The following is a 22936-nucleotide window of genomic DNA, read 5'->3' on the forward strand; positions in this document are numbered from 1 at the left end:
ACGGGCTTACGCCACCCGGGTCGCGCCCGCGAACGGCATCTGGTCGATGGGCGCGATGCGGACCGGGGCGCCGGGGCGCGGGGCGTGGATCATGCGGCCGCCGCCGATGTAGAGGCCGACATGGCTGATCCCGGAGTAGAAGAAGACCAGGTCGCCGGGGGCCAGCTGGGAGCGGGGCACTCGCTGTCCGGCGTTGATCTGGGTGTAGGTGGTCCGCGGCAGGCTGACGCCCGCCGCCTTCCACGCCGCCTGGGTCAGGCCCGAGCAGTCGAAGGCGTTCGGGCCGGTCGCGCCCCAGACGTACGGCTTGCCGATCGCGCCGTGGGCGAAGGCGATGGCCCGGGCGGCACGGGAGTTGGGTGCGGCGACGGAGGTGCGGGCGGTGGAGCGGTCGGCGTGGGCGGGGACGCCGCCGTGCCGGGCGTCGGCGGAACGTTCGTACGCGGCGCGCTCGTCCGCGGTCAGGGTGTCCAGGAGCCTGCGGGCGTCGGCCAGTTTGGTGCGGATCGCGGTGCGGTGTTCGTGCAGTTCGGCGCGGCGGGCGGCGAGCCGCTCGGCCTCCCGGTCGGCGCGGGCCTTCACCTGGGAGATCTGGGAGATCTGCCGCCGGATGCCGTTGAGCACACCCCGCCGGCGGTCGCCCGCCCGGTCGAGGAAGGCCGCACGCTCCAGGTAGGCGTCGGGGTCGGAGGAGAGCGCCAGCTGTACGGCCGGGTCGAGCGTTCCGCTGCGGTACTGGGCGGTCGCCAGCGAACCGAGCGCGTTGCGGGCGGTGTTGAGGCGGCCGGTGCGGCGGGCCGCCTCGTCGGTGAGGGCGTCCAGGCTGCGGGTGGCGGCAGCCGCCTTCTCCTTCGCCCCGTTGTACTTCTCGGTGGCGACCTCGGCGTCGTGGTACAGCCGGTCGACCTTGGCCCGGACCTGGGTGGCGGTGGGGGCCGCCGGTTCGGCGGGGGCGGCCCCGGCCCCGGTGACCGATCCGGCGGTTGCGGCCCCGGCGAGCGCCAGGGTGGCCGCGGTGCGGGCAGCAGGGCCGGTGAGCGGGCGCTGCTTGGGTTTTCGGTGAGCTGACCTGCGGTGCGCTGCCACGGGGGCGGCATCCTTCCTGTCGGCTGCCCGCCGGGGGATGCCGACGGGGTCCGGGATGGACGCTAATCCGGGCGCGGAGAAAAGAGTCGGCATGACAGCTATTGCCCTGATGTGACGTTTCTTCGTTCACGGATGATCAGGGCCATTCAAGATGATCAGGTTCAGTCCATCGGGATCACTCATGGGGAAGTACGCAAGGAAGGTTCGCCTCACTGAAAGGTGAAACCTTCGCCATGGCTAGGCTCCGGAGCCATGGACGTACTCATCAAGGTCTTCGTCGCCCTGCACATCATCGGCATCGCCTCCCTGCTGGGCGGTTTCCTGACGCAGATGAAGGCCATGGGGGCGGGCGCCGCCCGCTTCACCCCCGCCATGCTGCACGGCGCGCTGACCATGCTTGTCACCGGCATGGTTCTGGTCGGCCTCAACCAGGCAGACGACCAGGCCGTGAACAACGTCAAGATCGGCATCAAGCTCGCCCTGCTGGTCGTGATCCTCGCCCTGGTCTACGTCAAGCGGGACGACGAGACGGTCGACAAGGGCGCGTTCGCGGCGGTCGGCGGGCTGACTGCCGCCAACGTCTTCATCGCCACGATCTGGACCTGAGCCTGAGCATCCCCGCTCGAAACGAGCGCGCCCCTGGGCGGGATGCTGTGTCCATGCCCATACACATTCCCTTCAGACGTTCCGCCGCCGCCGCTGTCCTCGTCGCCGCCACACTGACGGCGTGCGGGACCCAACAGGGCGGCGAGGTGCGATCGGCCGCATCGGCCGCCGCGTCCTCCGCGAGCCCCCAGCCCTCCTTCAGCCCCCGGCCGCTGTGCGCGCGGTCGGACCGGACGCCCGAGGAGATTCCCGCCTCCTCCGCTCCCGCCCCGGACGAGGGCGGCGACCGCCAGGAGGCGGGTCAGGGCCACCCGGACATGCCCCCCAACTACGCCGACAACCACGCGTACCGCATGGCGGGGAAGCTGACCGAGGAGGCCCGCGCCCGGGGAGAGGCCTCGGCCGAGCTCATCCGGGGCGAGCTGGAACAGGCCATGCGGGAGGGCGACCTCAGCGACGAGCGGCTCAAAAAGGCGCTGAAGAACCTCGGCTGCGGCGAGGAGCACGGCGTCTACGTCGGCCACGGGTTCTACAGCGTCCACACGGGGAACGCCTGCGTCTCCGGAAACGCGTCGCAGGACGGGATCACGAGCAACGTGCACGGGGCCTACATCGAACCCCAGCCCGGAACGGGGCCCTGCGTCAGGAACCAGGGCGGTCACTGACCGGGCCGTCGGGACCGACAGGGGAGCCCGGGTGGTGGCGGCAGCTCCCGGCGCCCTGGCACCCCGGCTCCCGCACCCCGGCACCCCGGGCACCCGGCACCCCGCTTCCCCCTGCTACGCCGGGCGCACGCTCCCGTAGATCGGCATGTAGTAGATCGACTCCTCGCGCACGTTCGCACCCGGCTTCGGGGCGTGGATCATCATCCCGTCGCCCTTGTAGATGCCGACGTGGCTGATGTCGTCGTAGAAGAAGACCAGGTCACCGGGCTGGAGGTCGGAGGTGGCGACCCGGGTGCCGACCTTCACCTGGTCCCAGGTCGTCCGGGGCAGGTCCACGCCCGCCTCGCGCCACGCCGACTGCGTCAGCCCCGAGCAGTCGTACGAGGACGGGCCCGAGGCCCCCCACACGTACGGCTTCCCGATCTGGGCGCGCGCGAAGGCCAGCACCTTCTCCGCCTTGGCGGCGTAACCGCTGCCCGCGCCGGTGCCGGAGTCCGTACCCGTACCCGTACCGGAGCCCGCCCCCGTACCGCCGCCCGACTCCTTCGCGGCCTCCTCGCGGGCCTTCTCCTCGGCCTCGGCCCGCTGCTTCGCCTCGGCGGCCTGCTTGCGGGCCAGCTTCTCCGCCTTCTCCTTGGCCTCGGCCTCCTTCTTGCGCTCCAGCTCAGCCAGCCGCGCCTTCTCCTCGGCGGTCAGCCGGGAGAGCAGGGACCGGGCCTCGGTGAGCTTGGTCTGCACGTCCTTCTTGCTGGCGGCGAGCGTGGCCTGCGTCTCGGTAAGGGTCTCCAGGCTCTTCACCGCCTCCGCGCGCTTCTTCGCCGCCGAGGCCTGCTGCGTACGGAAGTCGACGACGGCCTTCTGCTGGCGTTCCGTCACCCGGCTCATCAGCTGGTTCTGGTCGAAGTACCCCTGCGGGTCGTCCGCCAGGAAGAACGTGGCCGTGGGCGCGATGCCGCCGCTGCGGTACTGCGCCGCCGCATACGCCCCCAGCGCCCGGCGCGCCTCGTTGATCTTCTCGGCCCGCTTCGCCACGTCGGAGAGCAGAGTGTCGACCTTCGTCTGCTGGGCCGCGGAGGCGGCCTTGGCCCGGTTGTACTCCTGGGTCGCGGAGCCCGCCTGCCGGTAGAGGGCGTCGACCTTCTTCTGGACTTCCTCGACGGCGGGCTTGGGCTCGGCGGGCGCGGCCGTCGCGCTCTGCGTGGAGAGCAGGGTGACGGAGGCCAGCGCGGCCGTCGTCAGCCCGACGGCGGGTGTGGCGGTGCGCACTTTCGCGCGCGGCTTGCGATGCGATGCCAAGACCGGCATCTCCTTCCGTGGACCGCCTACCGGGTTAGCTGTCGGGTTCGGACGGGAACGGAAGGCTGTCCTACGGTCCGGACGGGAGAGGTACGGACCGATTCACCCCGGTTCTGCGTGTGGGTCCCCGGTTCCGAACTGCCGCGAGGGCAGGCCGGATTCGGCGGAGGTGTCCGTCAGGCGCGGTTCGCCTCAGGGAGGTACGGATCACCTGACCGAGCACGCTAGCCAACCGGCCCCGCCGCTGGGAAGGACGATGAGCGATATGCCCGATACATTTTCGTGACCTTCGCGGATCAGGCGCCCCGCACCCCCTCCGACCGGGCACTCCTTCACGGAACGTGGACGTCCGCTGTCCGTGTGTGCCGGTGTGAACGGCCCCTTCCGGACTTCGGCGGAAGGTTGTCAGTACGGCCGCCTAGACTCGGGAGGCGATGAGCAGCCTCTTTGACGACAGCTTCCTGACCGGCCTCCAGCCCGCGGAGGACGGCCCTCCGCCGCCCCCCGAGGACCACGCACCCGAAGCGGTGCCGGAGGGACTCTTCGAGGGCGTCTTCGACGCGCCCCCGCCGCCCCGGGACGGGTATTACCGCGACGGTCACCCGCGCCCGGTGATCGACTCCGCCGCGCTGCTCGACGGGCTCAACACCGAACAGCGCGCCGCCGTCGTGCACGCCGGGTCCCCGCTGCTCATCGTCGCCGGGGCCGGCTCCGGCAAGACCCGGGTGCTCACCCACCGCATCGCCCATCTGCTGGCCGAGCGCGGGGTCCACCCCGGGCAGATCCTCGCGATCACTTTCACCAACAAGGCCGCGGGCGAGATGAAGGAGCGCGTCGAGCAGCTCGTCGGCCCGCGCGCCAACGCCATGTGGGTCATGACCTTCCACAGCGCGTGCGTCCGCATCCTGCGCCGCGAGTCCAAGAAGCTCGGCTTCACCTCGTCGTTCTCGATCTACGACGCCGCCGACTCCAAGCGCCTGATGGCCCTGGTCTGCCGCGACCTCGACCTGGACCCCAAGCGCTATCCGCCGAAGTCCTTCACCGCCAAGGTCTCCAACCTCAAGAACGAGCTCATCGACGAGGAGACCTTCGCCGGGCAGGCTGCCGATGGCTTCGAGAAGACCCTCGCCCAGGCGTACACGCTCTACCAGGCCCGTCTGCGCGAGGCCAACGCCCTGGACTTCGACGACATCATCATGACGACGGTCCACCTCCTCCAGGCCTTCCCGGATGTCGCCGAGCACTACCGCCGCCGCTTCCGTCACGTCCTGGTCGACGAGTACCAGGACACCAACCACGCCCAGTACACGCTGGTACGGGAGCTGGTCGGCCCGGCCGGGGAGCACGACGCCCCCGCAGAGCTGTGCGTGGTGGGCGACGCGGACCAGTCGATCTACGCCTTCCGGGGTGCGACCATCCGCAACATCCTCCAGTTCGAGGAGGACTACCCGGACGCGACGACGATCCTCCTGGAGCAGAACTACCGCTCCACGCAGACGATCCTCTCCGCCGCCAACGCGGTCATCGAGCGCAACGAGAGCCGCCGCCCCAAGAACCTCTGGACCAACGCCGGCAGCGGCGCCCGCATCACCGGCTATGTCGCGGACACCGAGCACGACGAGGCCCAGTTCGTCGCCGAGGAGATCGACCGCCTCACCGACAAGGGCGATGCCAAGGCGGGCGACGTCGCCGTGTTCTACCGGACCAACGCCCAGTCCCGTGTCTTCGAAGAGATCTTCATCCGCGTCGGCCTGCCCTACAAGGTCGTCGGCGGTGTGCGCTTCTACGAGCGCAAGGAGGTCCGGGACGTCCTGGCCTACCTCCGTGTCCTCGCCAACCCCGAGGACACCGTCCCGCTGCGCCGCATCCTCAACGTGCCCAAGCGCGGCATCGGCGACCGCGCCGAAGCGATGATCGACGCCCTCTCGCTGCGCGAGAAGATCTCCTTCCCGCAGGCGCTGCGCCGCGTCGACGAGGCCTACGGCATGGCCGCCCGCTCGGCCAACGCCGTCAAGCGGTTCAACACGCTGATGGAGGAGCTGCGCACGATCGTCGAGTCCGGCGCCGGCCCAGCCGTCGTGCTGGAAGCGGTCCTGGAGCGCACGGGCTATCTCGCCGAACTCCAGGCATCCACCGACCCGCAGGACGAGACCCGCATCGAGAACCTCCAGGAACTCGCCGCCGTCGCCCTCGAATTCGAGCAGGAGCGAGGCGAGACGGAGGGCGCGGGCACCCTCGCGGAGTTCCTGGAGAAGGTCGCGCTCGTCGCCGACTCCGACCAGATCCCCGACGAGGACGGGGACGGCTCCGGCGTCATCACGCTGATGACCCTGCACACGGCGAAGGGCCTGGAGTTCCCGGTCGTCTTCCTCACCGGCATGGAGGACGGCGTCTTCCCGCACATGCGGGCCCTCGGCCAGACCAAGGAGCTGGAGGAGGAGCGCCGCCTCGCCTACGTCGGCATCACCCGCGCCCGCGAACGCCTCTACCTCACCCGCGCCGCCATGCGCAGTGCCTGGGGCCAGCCGTCGTACAACCCGCCCTCGCGGTTCCTGGAGGAGATCCCGGACGAGCACCTGGACTGGAAGCGCAAGGGCCCGATGGCCGCCCCGGCCGGACCCACCTCGGGCATCACGTCCTCGCTCTCCTCCTCCCGCTCCCGCTCCGGCCCCTCGGGTTTCGCGACCCGGCGCGGTACGGAGAAGCCGGTCGTCACCCTGGTGGTGGGGGACCGGGTCACCCACGACCAGTTCGGCCTCGGCACGGTGACGGCCGTCGAAGGCGTGGGCGACCAGGCCAAGGCGACGGTCGACTTCGGGGACGAACGCCCGAAGAAGCTGCTGCTGCGGTACGCGCCGGTCGAGAAGCTGTAGCGGCGGAGAACATGGTGAAGGGGGCCCCACGCCCGGGGCCCCCTTCACCATGTGCGCGTGTCAGGTCGGGTCGACGCCCTTGCTGCGCAGCCACGCCAGCGGGTCGACCGCCGCGCCGCCGCCCGGCCGGACCTCGAAGTGCAGGTGCGGGCCGGTGGAGTTGCCCGAATTCCCGGAGTACGCGATGACGTCACCGGCCTTGACCGGGCCCGAGCGGATCTTGGTGCTGCTGAGGTGGCAGTACCAGGTCTCCGTGCCGTCGGCCGCGGTCACGATCGCCATGACCCCGTACGCGCTGTTCAGCTGTGTGCGCACGGTGCCGTCGGTCGCGGCCATCACCGGAGTGCCGTACGAGACGGGGAAGTCGATGCCCGTGTGCACGGACATCCAGTTGATGCCCGCCTGGCCGTAGTAGGCGCTCAGCCCGTGCTGCTTCACGGGCAGGACGAACTTGGGGCGCAGCGCCTCGCGGCGTGCGGCCTCCTCCTCGCGCTTCTTCTTCTCCGCCGCCTGCCGCTCCCGCAGGTCGATGCGTTCCTGGGTGCGGCTCGCGCGCTCGCGGAAGTCGGCGCTGCCCTCGGAGAGCTGTTCCAGCTGGTTGTCGAGCTTGTTGTTGGCGGCGACCGTCTTGACCGTGCTGGGGTCGGCGATCGCCATGGAGGCGGTCGCCTCCTCCGGCTTCTCCTCGCCGCCGGACATCCCGCTGACCGAGGCGGCGGCGATGCCCGCGACGCTCATCACGCAGGCGGAGGGCACCGCGACGGTCAGGAGCGCGGAGCGCTTGGCGGGGCTGCGGCGCCGGGCCCGGTTGCGGGCGGCGGGTGGGCGGACGACGGCGCGGTTCACGGGGTGCGGGGCGGGCGCGTGGTTCGCGTAGTCCTCGGCGTCCGGCTCCGGAGCGTCGTCGGTGGCGGGGGCTGCCTCGGTGGCGAGCTCGGCGGTGGAGGACGGGGCTGTGTCCGTGCCCGCTTCCACGCCCCCTTCGTGAGTCTGCTGTTCGTACAGCGGATACGACGTCTGTTCGGGTCCGTACGCGGACTCCTCGGGCGTGGCGCCGGAGTTCCAGGCGGTCGCGTCGTAGGCACCCGTGTCGTACGTGCCGGTGCCGTACGCGCTCGTGCCGTACGCACCGGTTTCGTACCCGTCGGCCGTGTAGGTGCCGGTGGCGAAGGCGGTGGTGTCGTGGGCCCCGGTGTCGTACGCGTCGGTCCCGTAGCCGCCGTCGGCCCTGTAGCCGCCGTCGGTCCCGTAGGCGGTGCCGACCGGATACGCCCCGGTGTCGTAGGCGTCCGTGCCGTACGGGGCGGAACTGAACGCGGTGGTGGGGAAGGCGCCGGTCTCGGTGGCCGTCCACTGGCCGGTCGCGTCCTGGTCGACGGTCTGCTGCCAGGCGCCGGTGGCGTCCCACTGCTGCCCGGTCGTGTCCCACTGCTGGTGGACCTGCGAATGATCCGTGTAGCCGTCGTACGTGGCGGCCGCGGCGGCCGTGGCCGTCTGCTGGGCGCCCGTGTCCCAGGCGGTGGAGTCGTACGCGCCGCTGTAGCCGCCGTAGGACTCACCGCCGTAGGTGCCGTCGTACCCGGTGGTGGCGGTCGCGGTGGCCTGATGGGCCGAGTCGTAGCCGGCTGCTTGGCCGGATTCGTGCGCACCCGGAAGGGAGCCGAAGAGCGGGTCGGTGGCGAAGCTGCCGGTCGACTGACTGTCGTACCCGACGGGCCCGGCGTGGGGGTGCTGGTCGTTCACCAACTTCTCTCTCGCCTCGGCAGCAGGACTGTTCTGGGTCCCGGTCAGCGGGTCCCCAGGGGGAAGCAGTGGCCGCGACTGTACCCGGCAGTATGTGAGGACGACAATCTTCGACAGGTTTTACGGCCGCAGGAAACGGGCAATCGGCCGTCTTTCGGTGGACGACTGGCACAGCCTTGGCCCTACGTTCGATAGATGTTCTATTTCAGGCCGCGGAAGCTGTCGTTCCGTCGGAGGCGGATGTGTCCTCCCGCGCCTCGCACGCATCGAGCGCCTCACGGACGGCGGCGGCCACCGCCGGATGTACGGGCAGCGCGAGGTGCCCGATGCCGGTGACGCGTACGTTCACGGCGTCGAGGTCGGAGTGGTCGACGCACGCTGTCTCGACCGGGACCATCACCTGGTCCAGCTCGCTCCAGAAACTGACGAACCGCGTCCGGCAACCGGGTGCGGGGCTGCGCAGCTCCTCGATCACGGAGGACCCGCCGCGCATCTGCCGCACGATGGGGTGAATACCCGCCCCCGGTGCGACGGCGGTGCCGCTGTGCGGCGTGCCGAGCGTGACCAGGGTGCGGACCCGGTGGTCACCGCCGAGCCGCTGCACGTAGTACCGGGCGATCAGTCCGCCGAGGCTGTGCCCGACGATGTCGACCCGGCGGTGCCCGGTACGCGCGCAGATCTCCTCCACATGTCGGCCGAGCAGTTCGGCGGCTGTACGGATGTCGCGTGTCAGCGGGGAGTAGTTGAGGGACTCCAGGTGCCGGCGGCCGTGCCGGGACAGCGTCCGGCGCAGGAGGAGGAAGACGGAGCGGTTGTCGATGAACCCGTGCAGCAGGACGACGGGCGGCGGGGCGGAGGCCGGGGCGAGGTGCGGGGCGGGCGACGGGTCGGGCGAGGGAACCGGCCGGCGGCGCTCCGGGGTGAGGCCGAAGGGGTAGACAGCCAGGTGCCCGGCGAGGACGACCAGCTCCAGTGCGGTGGCGCCGAGCAGCGCGGAGGAGAGGCGGGGGCCCGGGCGCCCGGGGCGGGCGAGCGGTCCGGCGAGGTGCGGCATTCCGGCGCGGTGCAGCAGTCCGGGGAGACGTAGCAGCCCGGGGCGGTTCAGCGGTAGGGGGCGGTTCAGCAGTAGGGAGAGGAAAGGGAGGACCTTCACGGGCCGACCTCCTGCACTGGTGCACGGGGGAGGCGGCTCCCGTCCCCGTGGACCCTCATGGGGTGTCGGCACGAGGTCGCGACCGGGTCGGCCAGCCGGTCGGTCAGCCGGTCGGTCGGGCGAAGATGGCCGTACCACCGTGCCGTGCGGCTGGCGGCGCGGTGGTACGGCGACCTCGTAGCGGCTCCCCTTGCGCCGGGTCCCCGCGCGGCCGGAACACCGCGTGGACGGGGGACGACGCCTGGCGAACATGTCCCACGTGTGATTTCCCCCTCCCCGCCTGCCGCGAAACGGCGGCGTGCGGGATGCTGTGGATAACGTTCGTTCACATCCCCGGCCCTTCAGGCGCGGGAGACCATGTGGAGGCAGTGATGGGTGTGACCGGTCCGATCCGTGTGGTGGTGGCCAAGCCGGGACTCGACGGCCATGACCGCGGGGCCAAGGTGATCGCACGGGCGTTGCGTGATGCCGGTATGGAGGTGATCTATACGGGGCTCCACCAGACCCCCGAGCAGATCGTCGACACGGCGATCCAGGAGGACGCCGACGCCATCGGCCTCTCGATCCTGTCCGGAGCGCACAACACGCTCTTCGCGAAGGTGATCGAGCTGCTGAAGGAGCGGGAGGCGGAGGACATCAAGGTGTTCGGCGGCGGGATCATCCCGGAGGCGGACATCCCTCCGCTGAAGAAGCTGGGCGTGGCCGAGCTCTTCACGCCGGGGGCGACGACGACCGAGATCGTCGACTGGGTCAACGCCAACGTCCGCCAGCCCGCGCAGACCTGAGCCCGGACGTGGGTGCGGGCCTGGGCGTTGGCTCGGGCCTGGGCCTGGGCCTGGGCCTGGACTTGGGTGCCGGTGCCGGTGCCGGTGTGGGTGCGGGCCTGGGTGCTTCAGGTGCGAGGAGGCGGGAGCGGGGCCGTCAGGTTGTCAGCTCCGCCTCCATCGCGGCGCGCAGCCGCAGAGTGGAGACCAGGCGCTGGAAGGCCTCCGACCAGTACCCTCCGGCTCCGGGCGACGCGCCCTCCTGTTCGTCCTGCGCGGCCGTGAGGACTTCCAGTCGATCGGCCTCGGCCGGGTCCAGGCAGCGTTCCGCGAGGCCCATCACCCCGCTGAAGCTCCACGGATAACTCCCGCCGTCCCGAGCGATGTCGAGCGCGTCCACCACCGCGCGCCCGAGCGGCCCGGTCCAAGGGACCGCGCAGACCCCGAGCAGTTGGAACGCCTCCGACAGGCCGTGTGCCGCGACGAACTCGGCTATCCAGGAGGCGCGTTCGGTCTGGGGAAGGGTCGCAAGCAGCTTCGAACGCTCGGCGATCGAGGCGGTCCCCGGGCCGCTCGCCGGAGGCGCCGAAGGGGCCCCGAGCAGGGCTCGTGCCCACTGCGGATTGCGCTGGCGCACCGCCGCCCGGCACCACGCGGTGTGCAGTTCGACGGCCCACTCGTCGGCGACGGGCAGGGCCACGATGTCCTCGGCCGGGCGCCCGCCGAACCGTTCCTCCCAGATGCCGAGCGGCGTGGCCTCCACCAACTGCCCCAGCCACCAGGACCGTTCGCCCCGGCCCGTGGGCGGGACAGCGGCGACACCGTCGCGCTGCATGCCCGCGTCGCACTCGTGCGGCGCCTCCACGGCGATGGACGCACCGCCTCCCGAACGGTCCGGGTTCACACAGGACGTCGCGCGGGCCGCCATCCGCCCGGCGAGTGCAGACCCGGGCAGGGCGGACAGCAGCTCGGCGGCAGTGGCGCGGACATTGCGGCTGCGGTCCGACAGGGCCTGCTCCAGGAAGGGCTCGTCGTCACCGCTGAGCCCGGTCCGCAGCGAGTCCAGGAACATCAGCCGGTCCTCGGCCCGTTCAGTGGACCAGGTCGTGGCGAGGAGGGCCAGTGCGGCCGGCGGATCCTGGGCCCGTACGGCGTCGAGCAGCGCGATCCGCTCCGCGAACAGCCCCTCCTCCCACAGGCTGCGCACCGCCTCCGGGTCGGTGATGTCGGGTTGGACCGATCCGTTCGCGGAACCGCGCAGGGCGAACTTCCACTCGGTGTTCAGCCCGGCCAGCCACAGCCCCCGCGGCCCCGCGAACGCGAGCGCCTGCGGCCGCAGATCGGTGCGGGCACGAGCGGCGTCCAGCAGCGCGGGCACCAAGGCGGCCGGGGCCCGGAAGCCCTTCCGGTTGGCGGTGGCCAGCCACTGGGGAATCAGTTCGGTGAGGTCGGGCGCCGATCCGCGCCGCCCGCCGCCCGAGGGCCCGGCCCGGTCGGCGAGCAGGTGGGCGAGCCGCTGCCGGGCGGCCTCGGGGAGCGGCGGGCGCGGATCGGGGGCGGTGAGCTCCGGACGGGCCTCGGGTGCGGCGGGCAGCAGTCCCGCCCGCTGCCGCACGGTGTGCAGCGCGGCCGCGTCCAGCAGCGCGGCGGGGCCGTCGGCCGGTGCGGGGGCGCCCTGCGGCACCGGCGGTCGGCGGTCGGTGCCGAGCAGCGCCGAGGTGACCAGCTCCTCCCAGGGGAGCGCGTCGACGGCCCAGGTCGAGGCAGGGGCGGGGGCGGCGGGGGTGGGGGTGGTTGCGTCAAGGGCCCTGTTCCGGTGCGGGTCCGTGGTTGCGTTTCCGGCCGGGCGGTCGGCGGTCGTACGAGGCATCGTTCCCCTCCAGTTCCGGTGGCGGTGGCGGTGGCGGTGGCGGTGATTGCGTGGTGGCTGTGCGTGGGTGTCGGACGCGGGCGGCGGGTGGTACGGCTACCAGGTCGTCGTCGCTGTCGCCGGGGCGTGGCGGAGCCCGGCGTCAACGGCACCCGGCCTCAAGGGCACCAAGTGCCAACGACGCCCGGCGTCAACGGCACCGGGCCTGAACGGCTCCCGGGATCAGACCAGTTGCACCAGGGCCCCTCCCGTAGCGGCACCGGACTCCGCCCCGCCCTCCGGGTCCCAGGCCGCGAACGGGTCGAAGCCGCGGTGGCCGATTTCGCCGAACACGGTGACCGGGCCGCCGCCGGACAGTGCGACGAGCTTCCACAAACCGGGCCGGTGCAGCGCGGCCGGATTGATCGGCAGGGCGGAATCCGCCTGGGAGTCCGCCAGCTGCCAGCCGTTCTTGGACGGTACGGGTATGACCTCGCGCAGGGTGACCGGACAGGCGTCCAGCCAGGGGTCGTCCCGCAGCGCCTCCCCGTAGACGGCGGGCGCGGCGGCCGCGGTGATCCCGGGCGGGGGTGTGGCCGGGGCGGTGCCCGGCAGGGGTGCGGCCGGGGCGGTGTTTGACAGGGTCGTGGCCGGGGTGAGGGTTCCGAACTGCTGCCCCAGCTCGGCCCGGAGCCGCCCGCCGCCCGGATATGGGGTCAGCTCGGCGTCGATCGTCGCGCCCACCGGCAGCGCCTGCGCGGGGGAGCGGCCCGCCGCACCGAAGGAGAGCAGCAGCGCCGTACGGCCCGACCCCTGCCCGTACAGCCAGATCCGGCGGGCGACGATCCTGCCATCGGGGGTGTCGTACTGCGCGAGGACCAGCCAGTGGTCGCGGACCGGGGGGCCTTCGGCGGAGGACGGCAGGCCCACCCTCGTCCGTACCGTCGCGGCCAGGGCGTCCGGCAGCCGCTCCCGGCCGAGCCAGGCCGTGGCCAGCAGGTGGAGCAGGCCGCACTCCTCCAGCAACCGCACCGGCCAGCCCGGCCCGGACCCGGCGATCGCACCCAGCTCCCGTACCCGGGCAGCCAGGCCGGGGGCCTGGGCGTCGACCATGCGGGCCGCGGTCTCCTCCCACAGGGCGTAGCCCGAGCGGTCGGCCGCCGCGAGGCCGCCCCGCAGCAGGTCGGCGAGGCGCTGTTCCAGTTCCTGGGCCCCGTCGGTGATCCGGGCGGCCCGGCGCTCCGCCCGCTTCCGGGCGGCGGGCTCGGCGGGTCCCGAGTCGGCGGCCCCCGGTGCGGCTTCGTCGTTCCCGGCGGCCCGGCCCTTCGCGGCCGCGCGTATCCGGCGGCCCTCGATCCACGGGGCGGCCCAGTCGGCGGGCTCGCCCCGCTGGAACACCCCGTCGTCGGCCGCCCGGAGCAGCAGCAGCCCGAGCGCGTGCTTGCACGGGAACTTCCGACTCGGGCAACTGCACTTGTACGCAGGTCCGGTGGTGTCGACAATCGTCCGATACGGCGTGCTCCCGCTTCCCTTGCACAGCCCCCACGCCGCGCCCGCGCCGTCGAACCCCGTGCCGGACCACGGTCCGGCTGTTCCGAGCTTGGCGCCCGCCTTGCGTGAGGCGTCGTCAGGGGCCAGTGCCAGCACCTGTTCCACCGTCGGGCGCGCCACCGGTCCGTCGGTGGGTGAGGGTTCTCCCCCGTGAGATAGCAGCATGGGAACGACGGTAGGCGGCACCACTGACAGTCCCCTCCCGCCTGTTCTCCCGCCCGCACTCCGACCTGCCCTTCGCGCTGCCGCTGCGCGGGACATGACCGCAGGTCAGGGCTGGCTGTCAGTGGCATGGTGCACGGTGGGAACCACATCAGGTCGACCGATCTGGAGGGGGAACCATGACCATGCCCACAACCACTGCGTCCGTCGCGCCGGAGGCCGGCGGCGAGGCCCTGCGTCCGCACGCCGAGGACGCCTTCGCCGGCGAGCTGAAGGCGCTGGCCGCCGCAGACGACCGTCCCAGGCCCGCCCGCTGGAAGCTCTCACCCTGGGCCGTCGCCACCTATCTGCAGGGCGGGACGCTCCCCGACGGGACGGTGATCACGCCGAAGTACGTGGGGCCCCGGCGGCTCGTCGAGGTCGCCGTGACCACGCTCGCCACGGACCGCGCACTGCTGCTGCTCGGAGTTCCGGGGACGGCCAAGACCTGGGTGTCCGAGCATCTGGCCGCCGCCGTCAGCGGTGACTCGACGCTCCTGGTGCAGGGCACCGCGGGGACCCCCGAGGAAGCCGTCCGCTACGGGTGGAACTACGCCCAGTTGCTCGCCCACGGCCCCAGCCGCGACGCGCTGGTGCCGAGCCCGCTTATGCGGGCCATGTCCGAGGGCATGACCGCCCGGGTCGAGGAGCTGACCCGCATCCCCGCCGACGTACAGGACTCGCTGATCACGATCCTGTCGGAGAAGACCCTGCCCGTCCCCGAGCTGGGACAGGAGATCCAGGCCGTCCGCGGATTCAACCTCATCGCCACTGCCAACGACCGGGACCGCGGCGTCAACGAGCTGTCCAGCGCGCTGCGCCGCCGGTTCAACACCGTCGTCCTGCCGCTGCCCGCCACCCCGGATGCCGAGGTCGACATCGTGTCCCGGCGCGTCGACCAGATCGGCCGCTCGCTCGACCTGCCCGCGGCGCCGGAGGGACTGGCCGAGATCCGGCGTGTGGTCACGGTCTTCCGTGAGCTGCGCGACGGGGTGACCACCGACGGGCGTACCAAACTGAAGTCCCCCTCCGGCACGCTTTCCACGGCCGAGGCGATCTCTGTCGTCACGAACGGCCTCGCCCTCGCCGCCCACTTCGGCGACGGCATCCTGCGTCCCGGCGATGTCGCGGCGGGCATCCTCGGCGCCGTCGTCCGGGACCCGGCGGCGGACCGCGTGGTCTGGCAGGAGTATCTGGAGACCGTGGTCCGCGAGCGGGACGGCTGGAAGGACTTCTACCGCGCCTGCCGCGAGGTATCCGCATGACGAGCGCGGTGGGGAGAGGGGCGCTCGCGGGGGCCGGGCCGTGGGTGCTCGGGGTGCGGCATCACGGTCCCGGGTCGGCCCGTGCTGTTCTCGCGGCGCTCGCGGCGGCCCGTCCGTCCGCGGTCCTTATCGAGGGGCCGCCCGAGGGCGACGCGCTGCTGCCGCTCGCCGCCGATCCGCAGATGCGTCCGCCCGTCGCGCTGCTCGCGCACGCGGTGGACGATCCGGGGCGGGCCTCCTTCTGGCCGATGGCCGCGTTCTCACCCGAATGGGTGGCGATCCGCTGGGCCCTCGACCACGACGTCCCGGTGCGCTTCATCGACCTTGCGGCCGCCCACTCCCTGGCGCTGAAGGCGGCCACGCCGGAGGCGGAAGAGGTCACGCCGGTCATCGACCCGATCCGCGTGCTCGCCGAGACTGCCGGATACGACGACCCCGAGCGCTGGTGGGAGGACGTCGTCGAGCACCGCTCACCGGGCCCGAGCACCGACTCCAGCACGAGCACCAGCAGTGGCGCCAGCAAGGGCAGCGACGCGGATGACGCGCTCGCTCCGTTCGTCGCGCTGGCGGAGGCCATGACGGCACTGCGCGAGGCGTACGGGGACGGCGGGCAGCCCCGGGACGCCGTGCGCGAGGCGTACATGCGTATCCAACTGCGAGTTGCACGTAAGGAGTTCGGGGACGCCGTCGCGGTCGTCTGTGGTGCCTGGCATGTTCCCGCGCTCGCTGCGCGGACCACCCTCGCCGCAGACCGCGCCCTGCTCAAAGGGCTTCCGAAGGTCAAGACCGAGCTGACCTGGGTCCCCTGGACTCACCGCAGGCTCGCCCGGCACAGCGGATACGGGGCAGGGATCGACGCACCCGGCTGGTACGGCCACCTCTTCGACGCGGCCGACCGCCCGGTCGAACGGTGGATGACCAAGGCCGCCCGACTGCTGCGCGCGGAGGACCGGCCCGTCTCCACCGCCCATGTCATCGAGGCCGTCCGGCTCGCCGAGACCCTCGCCGCCCTGCGCGGCCGCCCGCTGGCCGGACTGGGCGAGACGACCGACGCGGTACGGGCTGTGATGTGCGAGGGCTCCGACATCCCGCTCGCACTCGTCCAGGACCGGCTGATCGTCGGCGAGACCCTCGGCGAGGTGCCCGACACCGCCCCGGCCGTCCCGCTGCAACGGGACCTGACCCGCAGCCAGCGCACCCTGCGGCTCAAGCCCGAACCGCAGGAGCGCGAACTGGACCTCGACCTGCGCAAGGAGACCGATGCCGCCCGCAGCCGGCTCCTGCACCGGCTGCGCCTTCTCGACGTCGGCTGGGGCGACCCGGTCGTGGGGCGGGGGAGCACCGGCACCTTCCGGGAGAGCTGGCGGCTCCGATGGGAACCGGAGCTCCACATCCGGGTCGCGGAGGCCGGGGTGTGGGGCACCACCGTTCGCACCGCCGCGACCGCGAAGGCCGAGTGGCAGGCCGTCGAGGCGACCGCCCTGGCCGACGTCACCGCCCTTGCCGAGCACTGCCTCCTGGCCGAACTGCCCGACGCGCTGCCCGTCGTGATGAAGGCTCTCGCCGACCGCGCCGCACTCGACGCGGATGTCGGCCACCTCGCGGACGCGCTGCCCGCCCTGGCCCGCTCCCTGCGGTACGGGGACGTGCGCGCCACGGACACGGCGGCGCTCGCCGAGGTCGCCGCCGGTCTCGCCGAGCGCGTCTGCGTCGGGCTGCCGCCCGCCTGCACCGGCCTCGACGCGGACGGGGCGGAGGCGCTGTGCCGCCAGGTGGAGGCCGTGCACGGCGCGATCGGGCTGCTGCTCGCAGGGGCGGCGCCCGCCCCGGGACTGCGGGAGCGCTGGGACGCAGTGCTGCACAAGCTGGCGGGCCGCGACACGGTCGCCGGGGTCATCCGGGGCCGGTCCGCCCGGCTGCTCCTGGACGAGGGGCGGCTCGCGGAGGACGAGGCGGCACGGCTGATGGGCCTGGCGCTCTCGCCCGGCACCCCGCCCGCCGACGCCGCTGCCTGGATCGAGGGGTTCGTCGGCGGCGCGTCGGGCGGCGGCATGCTGCTGGTCCACGACGAGCGGCTGCTCGGCCTCATGGACACCTGGCTGACCCGTGTGCCCGCCGACATGTTCACCGATGTGCTGCCGCTGCTGCGTCGTACGTTCTCCGCCTATGAACCGGGCGTACGCCGCACCCTGGGCGAGCTGGTCCGGCGCGGGCCCGTCCCCGGGAGCGCCCACCGGGACGGCGTCGACCGGGCGCCCGCAGGGTTCGGCCCCGGGATCGACCGGGCCAGGGCCGATGCGGTGGAGCCGGTGCTGAGTCTGCTGCTGGGCCGGCACTCCGAGCCGACGGGAGCGGCCGGATGACGACAACCACCAGGGTAGGGGCGAGCGCGGCGATCGGGACGAGCACGGGGGTCAGGACGAACGCGGAGATCGGGACGAACGCGGAGATCGGGACCAGCACGGGGGTCGGGACGGACGCGGCCATCGGGACGACCACGACCACCAAGGTGAAGGAACGGGCGGAGGAGACGGTGGACAGGACGACTCCGGGCGCACGGCACCCGGACGACGGCGAACGGCTGCGGCGCTGGCGGTTGGTGCTCGGGGCGGACAGTACCGACAGCACCGGCCGCGCCCTCAGCGGCCAGGACGCCGCGATGGACAGTGCGTTGAACGCGCTCTACGGCGAGGGCGCCGGGAAGAAGCAGGGAGGCCGGGGCGGCGGCCGTTCGGCGGGGCTCGGCGCGTCGGCCCCCTCCGTCGCCCGCTGGCTCGGCGACATCCGGACGTACTTCCCCAGCTCCGTGGTCCAGGTCATGCAGCGCGACGCGATCGACCGGCTCGGCCTGGCGGCGCTGCTGCTGGAGCCGGAGATGCTGGAGGCGGTCGAGGCGGACGTCCATCTCGTCGGCACCCTGCTCTCCCTCAACAAGGCCATGCCCGAGACGACGAAGGAGACCGCACGGGCCGTCGTCCGCAAGGTCGTCGAGGACCTGGAGAAGCGCCTGGAACACCGCACCCGGGCCGCCCTGACCGGGGCCTTGGACCGCTCGGCGCGGATCAGCCGGCCGCGCCACCGCGACATCGACTGGGACCGTACGATCCGGGCCAACCTGAAGAACTATCTGACGATCCCGGGACCGGACGGCACGGCGGCGACGGGCACGGTCGTGCCGGAGCGCCTCATCGGCTACGGACGTGCCTCCAGGGCCGTCAAGAAGGACATCGTCCTGTGCATCGACCAGTCGGGCTCGATGGCCGCCTCCGTCGTCTACGCCTCCGTGTTCGGCGCGGTGCTCGCCTCCATGCGCAGCCTCGCCACCCGGCTCGTCGTCTTCGACACGGCGGTCGTCGACCTCACGGACCAGCTCGACGACCCGGTGGACGTCCTCTTCGGTACCCAGCTCGGCGGTGGCACCGACATCAACCGGGCGCTCGCCTACTGCCAGTCGAAGATCACCCGCCCCGCGGACACCGTCGTCGTCCTCATCAGCGACCTCTACGAAGGCGGTATCCGCGACGAGATGCTCAAGCGGGTCGCGGCGATGAAGGCCTCCGGCGTGCAGTTCGTGACGCTGCTCGCGCTCTCCGACGAGGGGGCGCCCGCGTACGACCACGAGCACGCGGCGGCGCTCGGGGTGCTGGGCGCACCCGCGTTCGCCTGTACGCCGGATCTCTTCCCGGACGTCATGGCGGCGGCGATCGAGAAGAGGCCCCTGCCCATACCGGACAAGGAGACCCAAGAGTAACCAGGGGCTTGCGTGCCCCCACGGGCTCCTGCAAGCGTCGATCCGTCGCCACGGAGGGCGGCATTCCGCTGCTCCGGGGCCCGCTGCCCTCGACCACCGTTCTTTGCCCCACTGTCCTTTGTCTCACCGTCCATCGTCGAAGGATCTGGCATGCCCATGCTCAAGAATGCGCCGCACCACCGATCCACTCGACTCGCCTGCCCCTCCTCGCCCCTCCCGCCCCTCGCGGGTCTTCCGGCTCCCGGCGTCACCACCCGGGAGCCGGAAGGCTCAGGCAGATCCCATGCGGGGCATCACGCGAGGTCCCGGGCGAGATCCCGGGCAAGGTCTCCGGCAGGGTTCCGGACAGGGGCCGGATGACAGCCCTGGCCGGAACCCGAGCAGCCCGGCGGTGTCACGCGCCCCGGCACCCTCTGTGACCGTTATCACCGCTCAGGTGTGATCTGCGATTTAGGGTCACGCCGAGCGCGGGGATAACCTGCCGGATGGACATGCCGCGTACTCGGACACCGTGTGCGCCTCCCTAGTGACAGAGCAGTCACGTTGCCCTTCGCGGCACGCCCACGCAGAAGAACGAACCGCGATACCACTAAAAGGGACGGACGCGCGTGGACCTGTTCGAGTACCAGGCGAGGGACCTCTTCGCCAAGCACGGTGTACCGGTGCTGGCCGGTGAAGTCATCGACACGCCTGAGGCAGCCCGCGAGGCGACCGAGAAGCTGGGCGGCAAGTCTGTCGTCAAGGCGCAGGTGAAGGTCGGCGGCCGCGGCAAGGCCGGCGGTGTCAAGCTGGCCGCCGACGCCGACGAGGCGGTCGCCCGGGCGACCGACATTCTCGGCATGGACATCAAGGGCCACACGGTCCACAAGGTGATGATCGCCGAGCTGTCCCCGGAGATCGAGGCGGAGTACTACGTCTCGTACCTCCTCGACCGCACCAACCGCACCTTCCTGGCCATGGCCTCGGTGCAGGGCGGCATGGACATCGAGGAGGTCGCGGAGAAGACCCCCGAGGCCCTCGCGAAGGTCCCGGTCGACTCCAACTCCGGCGTCGACATCGTCAAGGCCCGCGAGATCGTGGCCCAGGCGAAGTTCCCGGCCGACGTGGCCGAGGGTGTCGCCGAGGCCATGGTGACCCTGTGGGAGACCTTCGTCGCCGAGGACGCCCTCCTCGTCGAGGTCAATCCGCTGGTGAAGACCAAGGACGGCCGCATCCTGGCGCTGGACGGCAAGGTCTCGCTCGACGAGAACGCCGACTTCCGCCAGCCGGGCCACGAGGCTCTTGAGGACAAGGACGCAGCCAACCCGCTTGAGGCTGCCGCCAAGGCCAAGAACCTCAACTACGTCAAGCTCGACGGCGAGGTCGGCATCATCGGTAACGGTGCCGGTCTGGTCATGTCGACCCTGGACGTCGTCGCGTACGCCGGCGAGAACCACGGCAACGTGAAGCCCGCCAACTTCCTCGACATCGGTGGCGGCGCCTCCGCCGAGGTCATGGCGAACGGCCTGGAGATCATCCTCGGCGACTCGGACGTCAAGTCCGTCTTCGTCAACGTCTTCGGTGGCATCACCGCCTGCGACGAGGTCGCCAACGGCATCGTGCAGGCGCTCGCGCTGCTTGAGTCCAAGGGCGAGAAGGTCGAGAAGCCGCTGGTCGTGCGTCTCGACGGCAACAACGCGGAGCTGGGTCGCAAGATCCTTTCCGACGCCAACCACCCGCTCGTGCAGCGCGTGGACACCATGGACGGCGCGGCCGACAAGGCCGCCGAGCTCGCCGCGGCTGCGAAGTAAGGAAGAGGGACTCAGACCACCATGGCTATCTTCCTCACCAAGGACAGCAAGGTCATCGTCCAGGGGATGACCGGCGCCACCGGCATGAAGCACACCAAGCTCATGCTGGCCGACGGCACCAACATCGTCGGCGGCGTGAACCCGCGCAAGGCCGGCACCTCCGTCGACTTCGACGGCACCGAGGTCCCGGTCTTCGGTTCCGTCAAGGAAGCGATGGAGAAGACGGGCGCGAACGTGTCCGTCCTCTTCGTGCCGCCGGCGTTCTCCAAGGCCGCCGTCGTCGAGGCGATCGACGCCGAGATCCCGCTCGCGGTCGTCATCACCGAGGGCATCGCCGTTCACGACTCCGCCGCCTTCTGGGCGTACGCGGGCGAGAAGGGCAACAAGACCCGGATCATCGGCCCGAACTGCCCGGGTCTCATCACCCCCGGCCAGTCCAACGCCGGCATCATCCCGGGCGACATCACCAAGCCCGGCCGCATCGGTCTCGTGTCCAAGTCCGGCACGCTGACCTACCAGATGATGTACGAGCTCCGTGACATCGGCTTCTCCTCCGCCGTCGGCATCGGTGGCGACCCGATCATCGGTACGACGCACATCGACGCCCTCGCGGCGTTCGAGGCGGACCCGGAGACCGACCTCATCGTGATGATCGGCGAGATCGGCGGCGACGCCGAGGAGCGTGCCGCCGACTTCATCGCGAAGAACGTCACGAAGCCGGTCGTCGGCTACGTCGCGGGCTTCACCGCCCCGGAGGGCAAGACCATGGGCCACGCGGGCGCCATCGTCTCCGGCTCCTCGGGCACCGCGCAGGCGAAGAAGGAGGCCCTTGAGGCCGCCGGCGTCAAGGTCGGCAAGACGCCGACCGAGACCGCCAAGCTGGCGCGCGAGATCCTCGGCGCCTGACTCAGGCGGCTGAGGCATCACAGCCACGCGTGAACGGCGCGGGCCCGCACCCCCTTTTCTCCACCAGGGGTGCGGGCCCGCGCCGTTCGCGTACACAGCTGTCGCACGGCTCACTTGGGCTGCGGGACCAGCCGTTCCGGACCGTGGGCCAGCTGCTCGCTCAGTGACTTCTGGAGCTTCAGGTCCTGTGCGGTGAGCTTCTGCGGACCACCGCGCGGTGGTACGCCCCCGACGCGTTCGGCGGGGGAGATCGGCTGCTCGTAGTGGGTCGGCGCGGTGTGCAGGGTCAGCCCTGTCACGCTGATGAGGAGGACGGCGCCCGCGATGGCGGCCTTCGTCCACAGCTTGGCCTTGTTCTCGCTGCCGGTGCGCACGGCACGGGCGGGCGGTGGTACGGGGACGTGCTCGGCGCGGGCGAGCCCGCCGAGCCGGTCGTGCAGCAGGGCGGACTGCTCGGCGGGCGATGCGGCCTCCGCCAGCTCGGGCAGCCGTTCCGCGACGGCGGCGCGGGCGGTCATCAGGCGGCCCGCCGCAGCCGGGGTGCTGGCCTCCGTCTCGGCCGCGGTCTCCGGGAGGTCCAGGCCGACCCCGTCGTACAGGAGCAGCGTGCGCCGATAGGCCGGGGGCAGGTCGAGCAGCGCGTCGAACAGCGCCCGCTTGCCCGGCTCGGTGGGCGGGGCGTCGGGGTGCCGGTGGACGCGGCGCAGCCGGTGCCAGGGGGACATCGCGTACTCGTATGCCGCCGCGCGCACCCACCCGACCGGATCGCGGTCGACGGCCACCTCGGGCCAGCGGTGCCAGGCTAGTTGGAAGGCGCGCTCCACGGACTCGCGGGCCAGGCTGCGGCGCCCGGTCAGGAGAAAGGTCTGCCGGACGAGGGCGGGCGCGGCGCCGGCGTACAGCTCGTCGAACGCTTCGGCGGGGGAGAGAGCGGGGGAGCGGGCGGGCGCGGGTTCGGGAACCGCGGGGTCGGGCTGCTCCTCGGGCGTGACCGCTCCAAGGGGCGTTTCCGCTGCTTCTGCCGTTTCCGTTTCCGCTGCTTCTGCTTCTGCTTCTGCTGTCGCTGTCGCTGTCGCTGTCGCTGCCGTTTCCGCTACCGCTGCCGCCTTCACTTCGGCTTCCGGCTCGGTTGGCGGTTTCGGCTGTGCCGTCGCCGGTGCCGCCTCGGGCGGTGACGGAGTTTCCGGGGCGATCAGCTTGGCGTACAGCGCGCGCTTGCGTCCGCGCGGGCTCGTGCGCCCCGTCTCCCAGGAGCGCACGGTGGCGCGCGTGACGCCGACCGCCGCCGCCACCTGATCCTCGCTCAACGACTTCGACTCACGCAGTCTGCGGCGCTCCTTGGGGGAGGGCAGCGGCGGCGCAGCGGCCTCATCGGTGGTGCTCCGGGTCATGGGTGCCCCCCGGCACCACCACACTGGGAGAAAAAGTACATAAACG

Annotated in this window: 16 protein-coding genes and 1 riboswitch; of the genes, 9 read left to right on the top strand and 7 right to left on the bottom strand. The window is 71.9% G+C overall.

Annotation, left to right across the window (positions count from 1 at the left end; all coding sequences use genetic code 11):
* Positions 1 to 6: 6 nt before the first annotated feature.
* Entirely contained in the window at positions 7 to 1086 is a 1080-nt protein-coding gene (locus RI138_RS20615; protein ID WP_311121105.1) for a C40 family peptidase, read from the bottom strand.
* A 252-nt stretch (positions 1087 to 1338) separates the two neighbouring features.
* On the opposite strand from RI138_RS20615, the gene RI138_RS20620 reads away from it, so the two are divergent.
* Together RI138_RS20620 and RI138_RS20625 are read left to right on the top strand one after the other, a co-directional pair.
* Positions 1339 to 1692, top strand: a complete 354-nt coding sequence (locus RI138_RS20620) for a hypothetical protein (RefSeq protein ID WP_311121106.1) — start codon at positions 1339 to 1341, stop codon at positions 1690 to 1692.
* A 53-nt stretch (positions 1693 to 1745) separates the two neighbouring features.
* Entirely contained in the window at positions 1746 to 2357 is a 612-nt protein-coding gene (locus tag RI138_RS20625) for a hypothetical protein (RefSeq protein WP_311121107.1), read from the top strand.
* Between the two features lie 114 nt (positions 2358 to 2471).
* Here the strand turns inward: RI138_RS20625 and RI138_RS20630 are convergent, their stop codons facing one another.
* Positions 2472 to 3662, bottom strand: coding sequence for a C40 family peptidase (locus RI138_RS20630; protein ID WP_311121108.1), 1191 nt, complete (start codon positions 3660 to 3662; stop codon positions 2472 to 2474).
* A riboswitch (cyclic di-AMP (ydaO/yuaA leader) is annotated at positions 3661 to 3829 on the bottom strand. It overlaps the preceding gene by 2 nt.
* Positions 3830 to 4087: 258 nt before the next feature.
* Here RI138_RS20630 and pcrA point away from each other — a divergent pair.
* Complete coding sequence (gene pcrA, locus RI138_RS20635; protein WP_096631843.1) at positions 4088 to 6526, top strand: DNA helicase PcrA; 2439 nt, start codon at positions 4088 to 4090, stop codon at positions 6524 to 6526.
* 60 nt (positions 6527 to 6586) lie between these two features.
* Here pcrA and RI138_RS20640 read toward each other — a convergent pair whose 3' ends face one another.
* Both RI138_RS20640 and RI138_RS20645 read right to left on the bottom strand, forming a co-directional pair.
* Positions 6587 to 8269 (bottom strand): M23 family metallopeptidase, encoded by a 1683-nt coding sequence (locus RI138_RS20640; RefSeq protein WP_311121109.1) that lies wholly within the window; start codon positions 8267 to 8269, stop codon positions 6587 to 6589.
* A 205-nt stretch (positions 8270 to 8474) separates the two neighbouring features.
* On the bottom strand, positions 8475 to 9323 hold the full coding sequence (locus tag RI138_RS20645) for a lipase family alpha/beta hydrolase (protein ID WP_311122953.1): 849 nt from the start codon (positions 9321 to 9323) through the stop codon (positions 8475 to 8477).
* Between the two features lie 470 nt (positions 9324 to 9793).
* On the opposite strand from RI138_RS20645, the gene RI138_RS20650 reads away from it, so the two are divergent.
* Positions 9794 to 10207 carry a cobalamin B12-binding domain-containing protein gene (locus tag RI138_RS20650; RefSeq protein ID WP_096631838.1) on the top strand — a complete coding sequence of 138 codons (414 nt, stop codon included), beginning with the start codon at positions 9794 to 9796 and terminating at the stop codon, positions 10205 to 10207.
* A gap of 136 nt (positions 10208 to 10343) precedes the next feature.
* Here RI138_RS20650 and RI138_RS20655 read toward each other — a convergent pair whose 3' ends face one another.
* Together RI138_RS20655 and RI138_RS20660 are read right to left on the bottom strand one after the other, a co-directional pair.
* Positions 10344 to 12056, bottom strand: a complete 1713-nt coding sequence (locus RI138_RS20655) for a DUF5691 domain-containing protein (RefSeq protein ID WP_311121110.1) — start codon at positions 12054 to 12056, stop codon at positions 10344 to 10346.
* 222 nt (positions 12057 to 12278) lie between these two features.
* Complete coding sequence (locus tag RI138_RS20660; RefSeq protein WP_311121111.1) at positions 12279 to 13751, bottom strand: SWIM zinc finger family protein; 1473 nt, start codon at positions 13749 to 13751, stop codon at positions 12279 to 12281.
* A 176-nt stretch (positions 13752 to 13927) separates the two neighbouring features.
* Here RI138_RS20660 and RI138_RS20665 point away from each other — a divergent pair, with 176 nt between their 5' ends.
* From RI138_RS20665 to sucD, 5 genes are all read left to right on the top strand, one after another.
* The gene (locus RI138_RS20665; protein WP_096632771.1) at positions 13928 to 15052 is read left to right on the top strand and encodes an ATP-binding protein; all 1125 of its coding nucleotides are present in this window, start codon (positions 13928 to 13930) and stop codon (positions 15050 to 15052) included.
* The gene (locus RI138_RS20670; RefSeq protein ID WP_311121112.1) at positions 15049 to 17415 is read left to right on the top strand and encodes a DUF5682 family protein; all 2367 of its coding nucleotides are present in this window, start codon (positions 15049 to 15051) and stop codon (positions 17413 to 17415) included. The genes RI138_RS20665 and RI138_RS20670 overlap by 4 nt, the downstream gene beginning before the upstream one ends.
* A gap of 86 nt (positions 17416 to 17501) precedes the next feature.
* A complete protein-coding gene (locus tag RI138_RS20675; RefSeq protein ID WP_398864325.1) occupies positions 17502 to 18803 on the top strand; it encodes a VWA domain-containing protein in 1302 nt (433 codons plus the stop codon).
* Positions 18804 to 19411: 608 nt separating this feature from the next.
* Positions 19412 to 20593, top strand: coding sequence for an ADP-forming succinate--CoA ligase subunit beta (gene sucC / locus RI138_RS20680; protein WP_096632775.1), 1182 nt, complete (start codon positions 19412 to 19414; stop codon positions 20591 to 20593).
* A gap of 21 nt (positions 20594 to 20614) precedes the next feature.
* A complete protein-coding gene (gene sucD / locus RI138_RS20685) occupies positions 20615 to 21499 on the top strand; it encodes a succinate--CoA ligase subunit alpha (RefSeq protein WP_096632777.1) in 885 nt (294 codons plus the stop codon).
* A gap of 110 nt (positions 21500 to 21609) precedes the next feature.
* On the opposite strand, the gene RI138_RS20690 is transcribed toward sucD, so the two are convergent.
* Positions 21610 to 22890 carry a helix-turn-helix domain-containing protein gene (locus RI138_RS20690; RefSeq protein ID WP_311121113.1) on the bottom strand — a complete coding sequence of 427 codons (1281 nt, stop codon included), beginning with the start codon at positions 22888 to 22890 and terminating at the stop codon, positions 21610 to 21612.
* Positions 22891 to 22936 lie beyond the last annotated feature (46 nt).

It is taken from the genome of Streptomyces durocortorensis, assembly GCF_031760065.1.
Classification (GTDB): domain Bacteria; phylum Actinomycetota; class Actinomycetes; order Streptomycetales; family Streptomycetaceae; genus Streptomyces.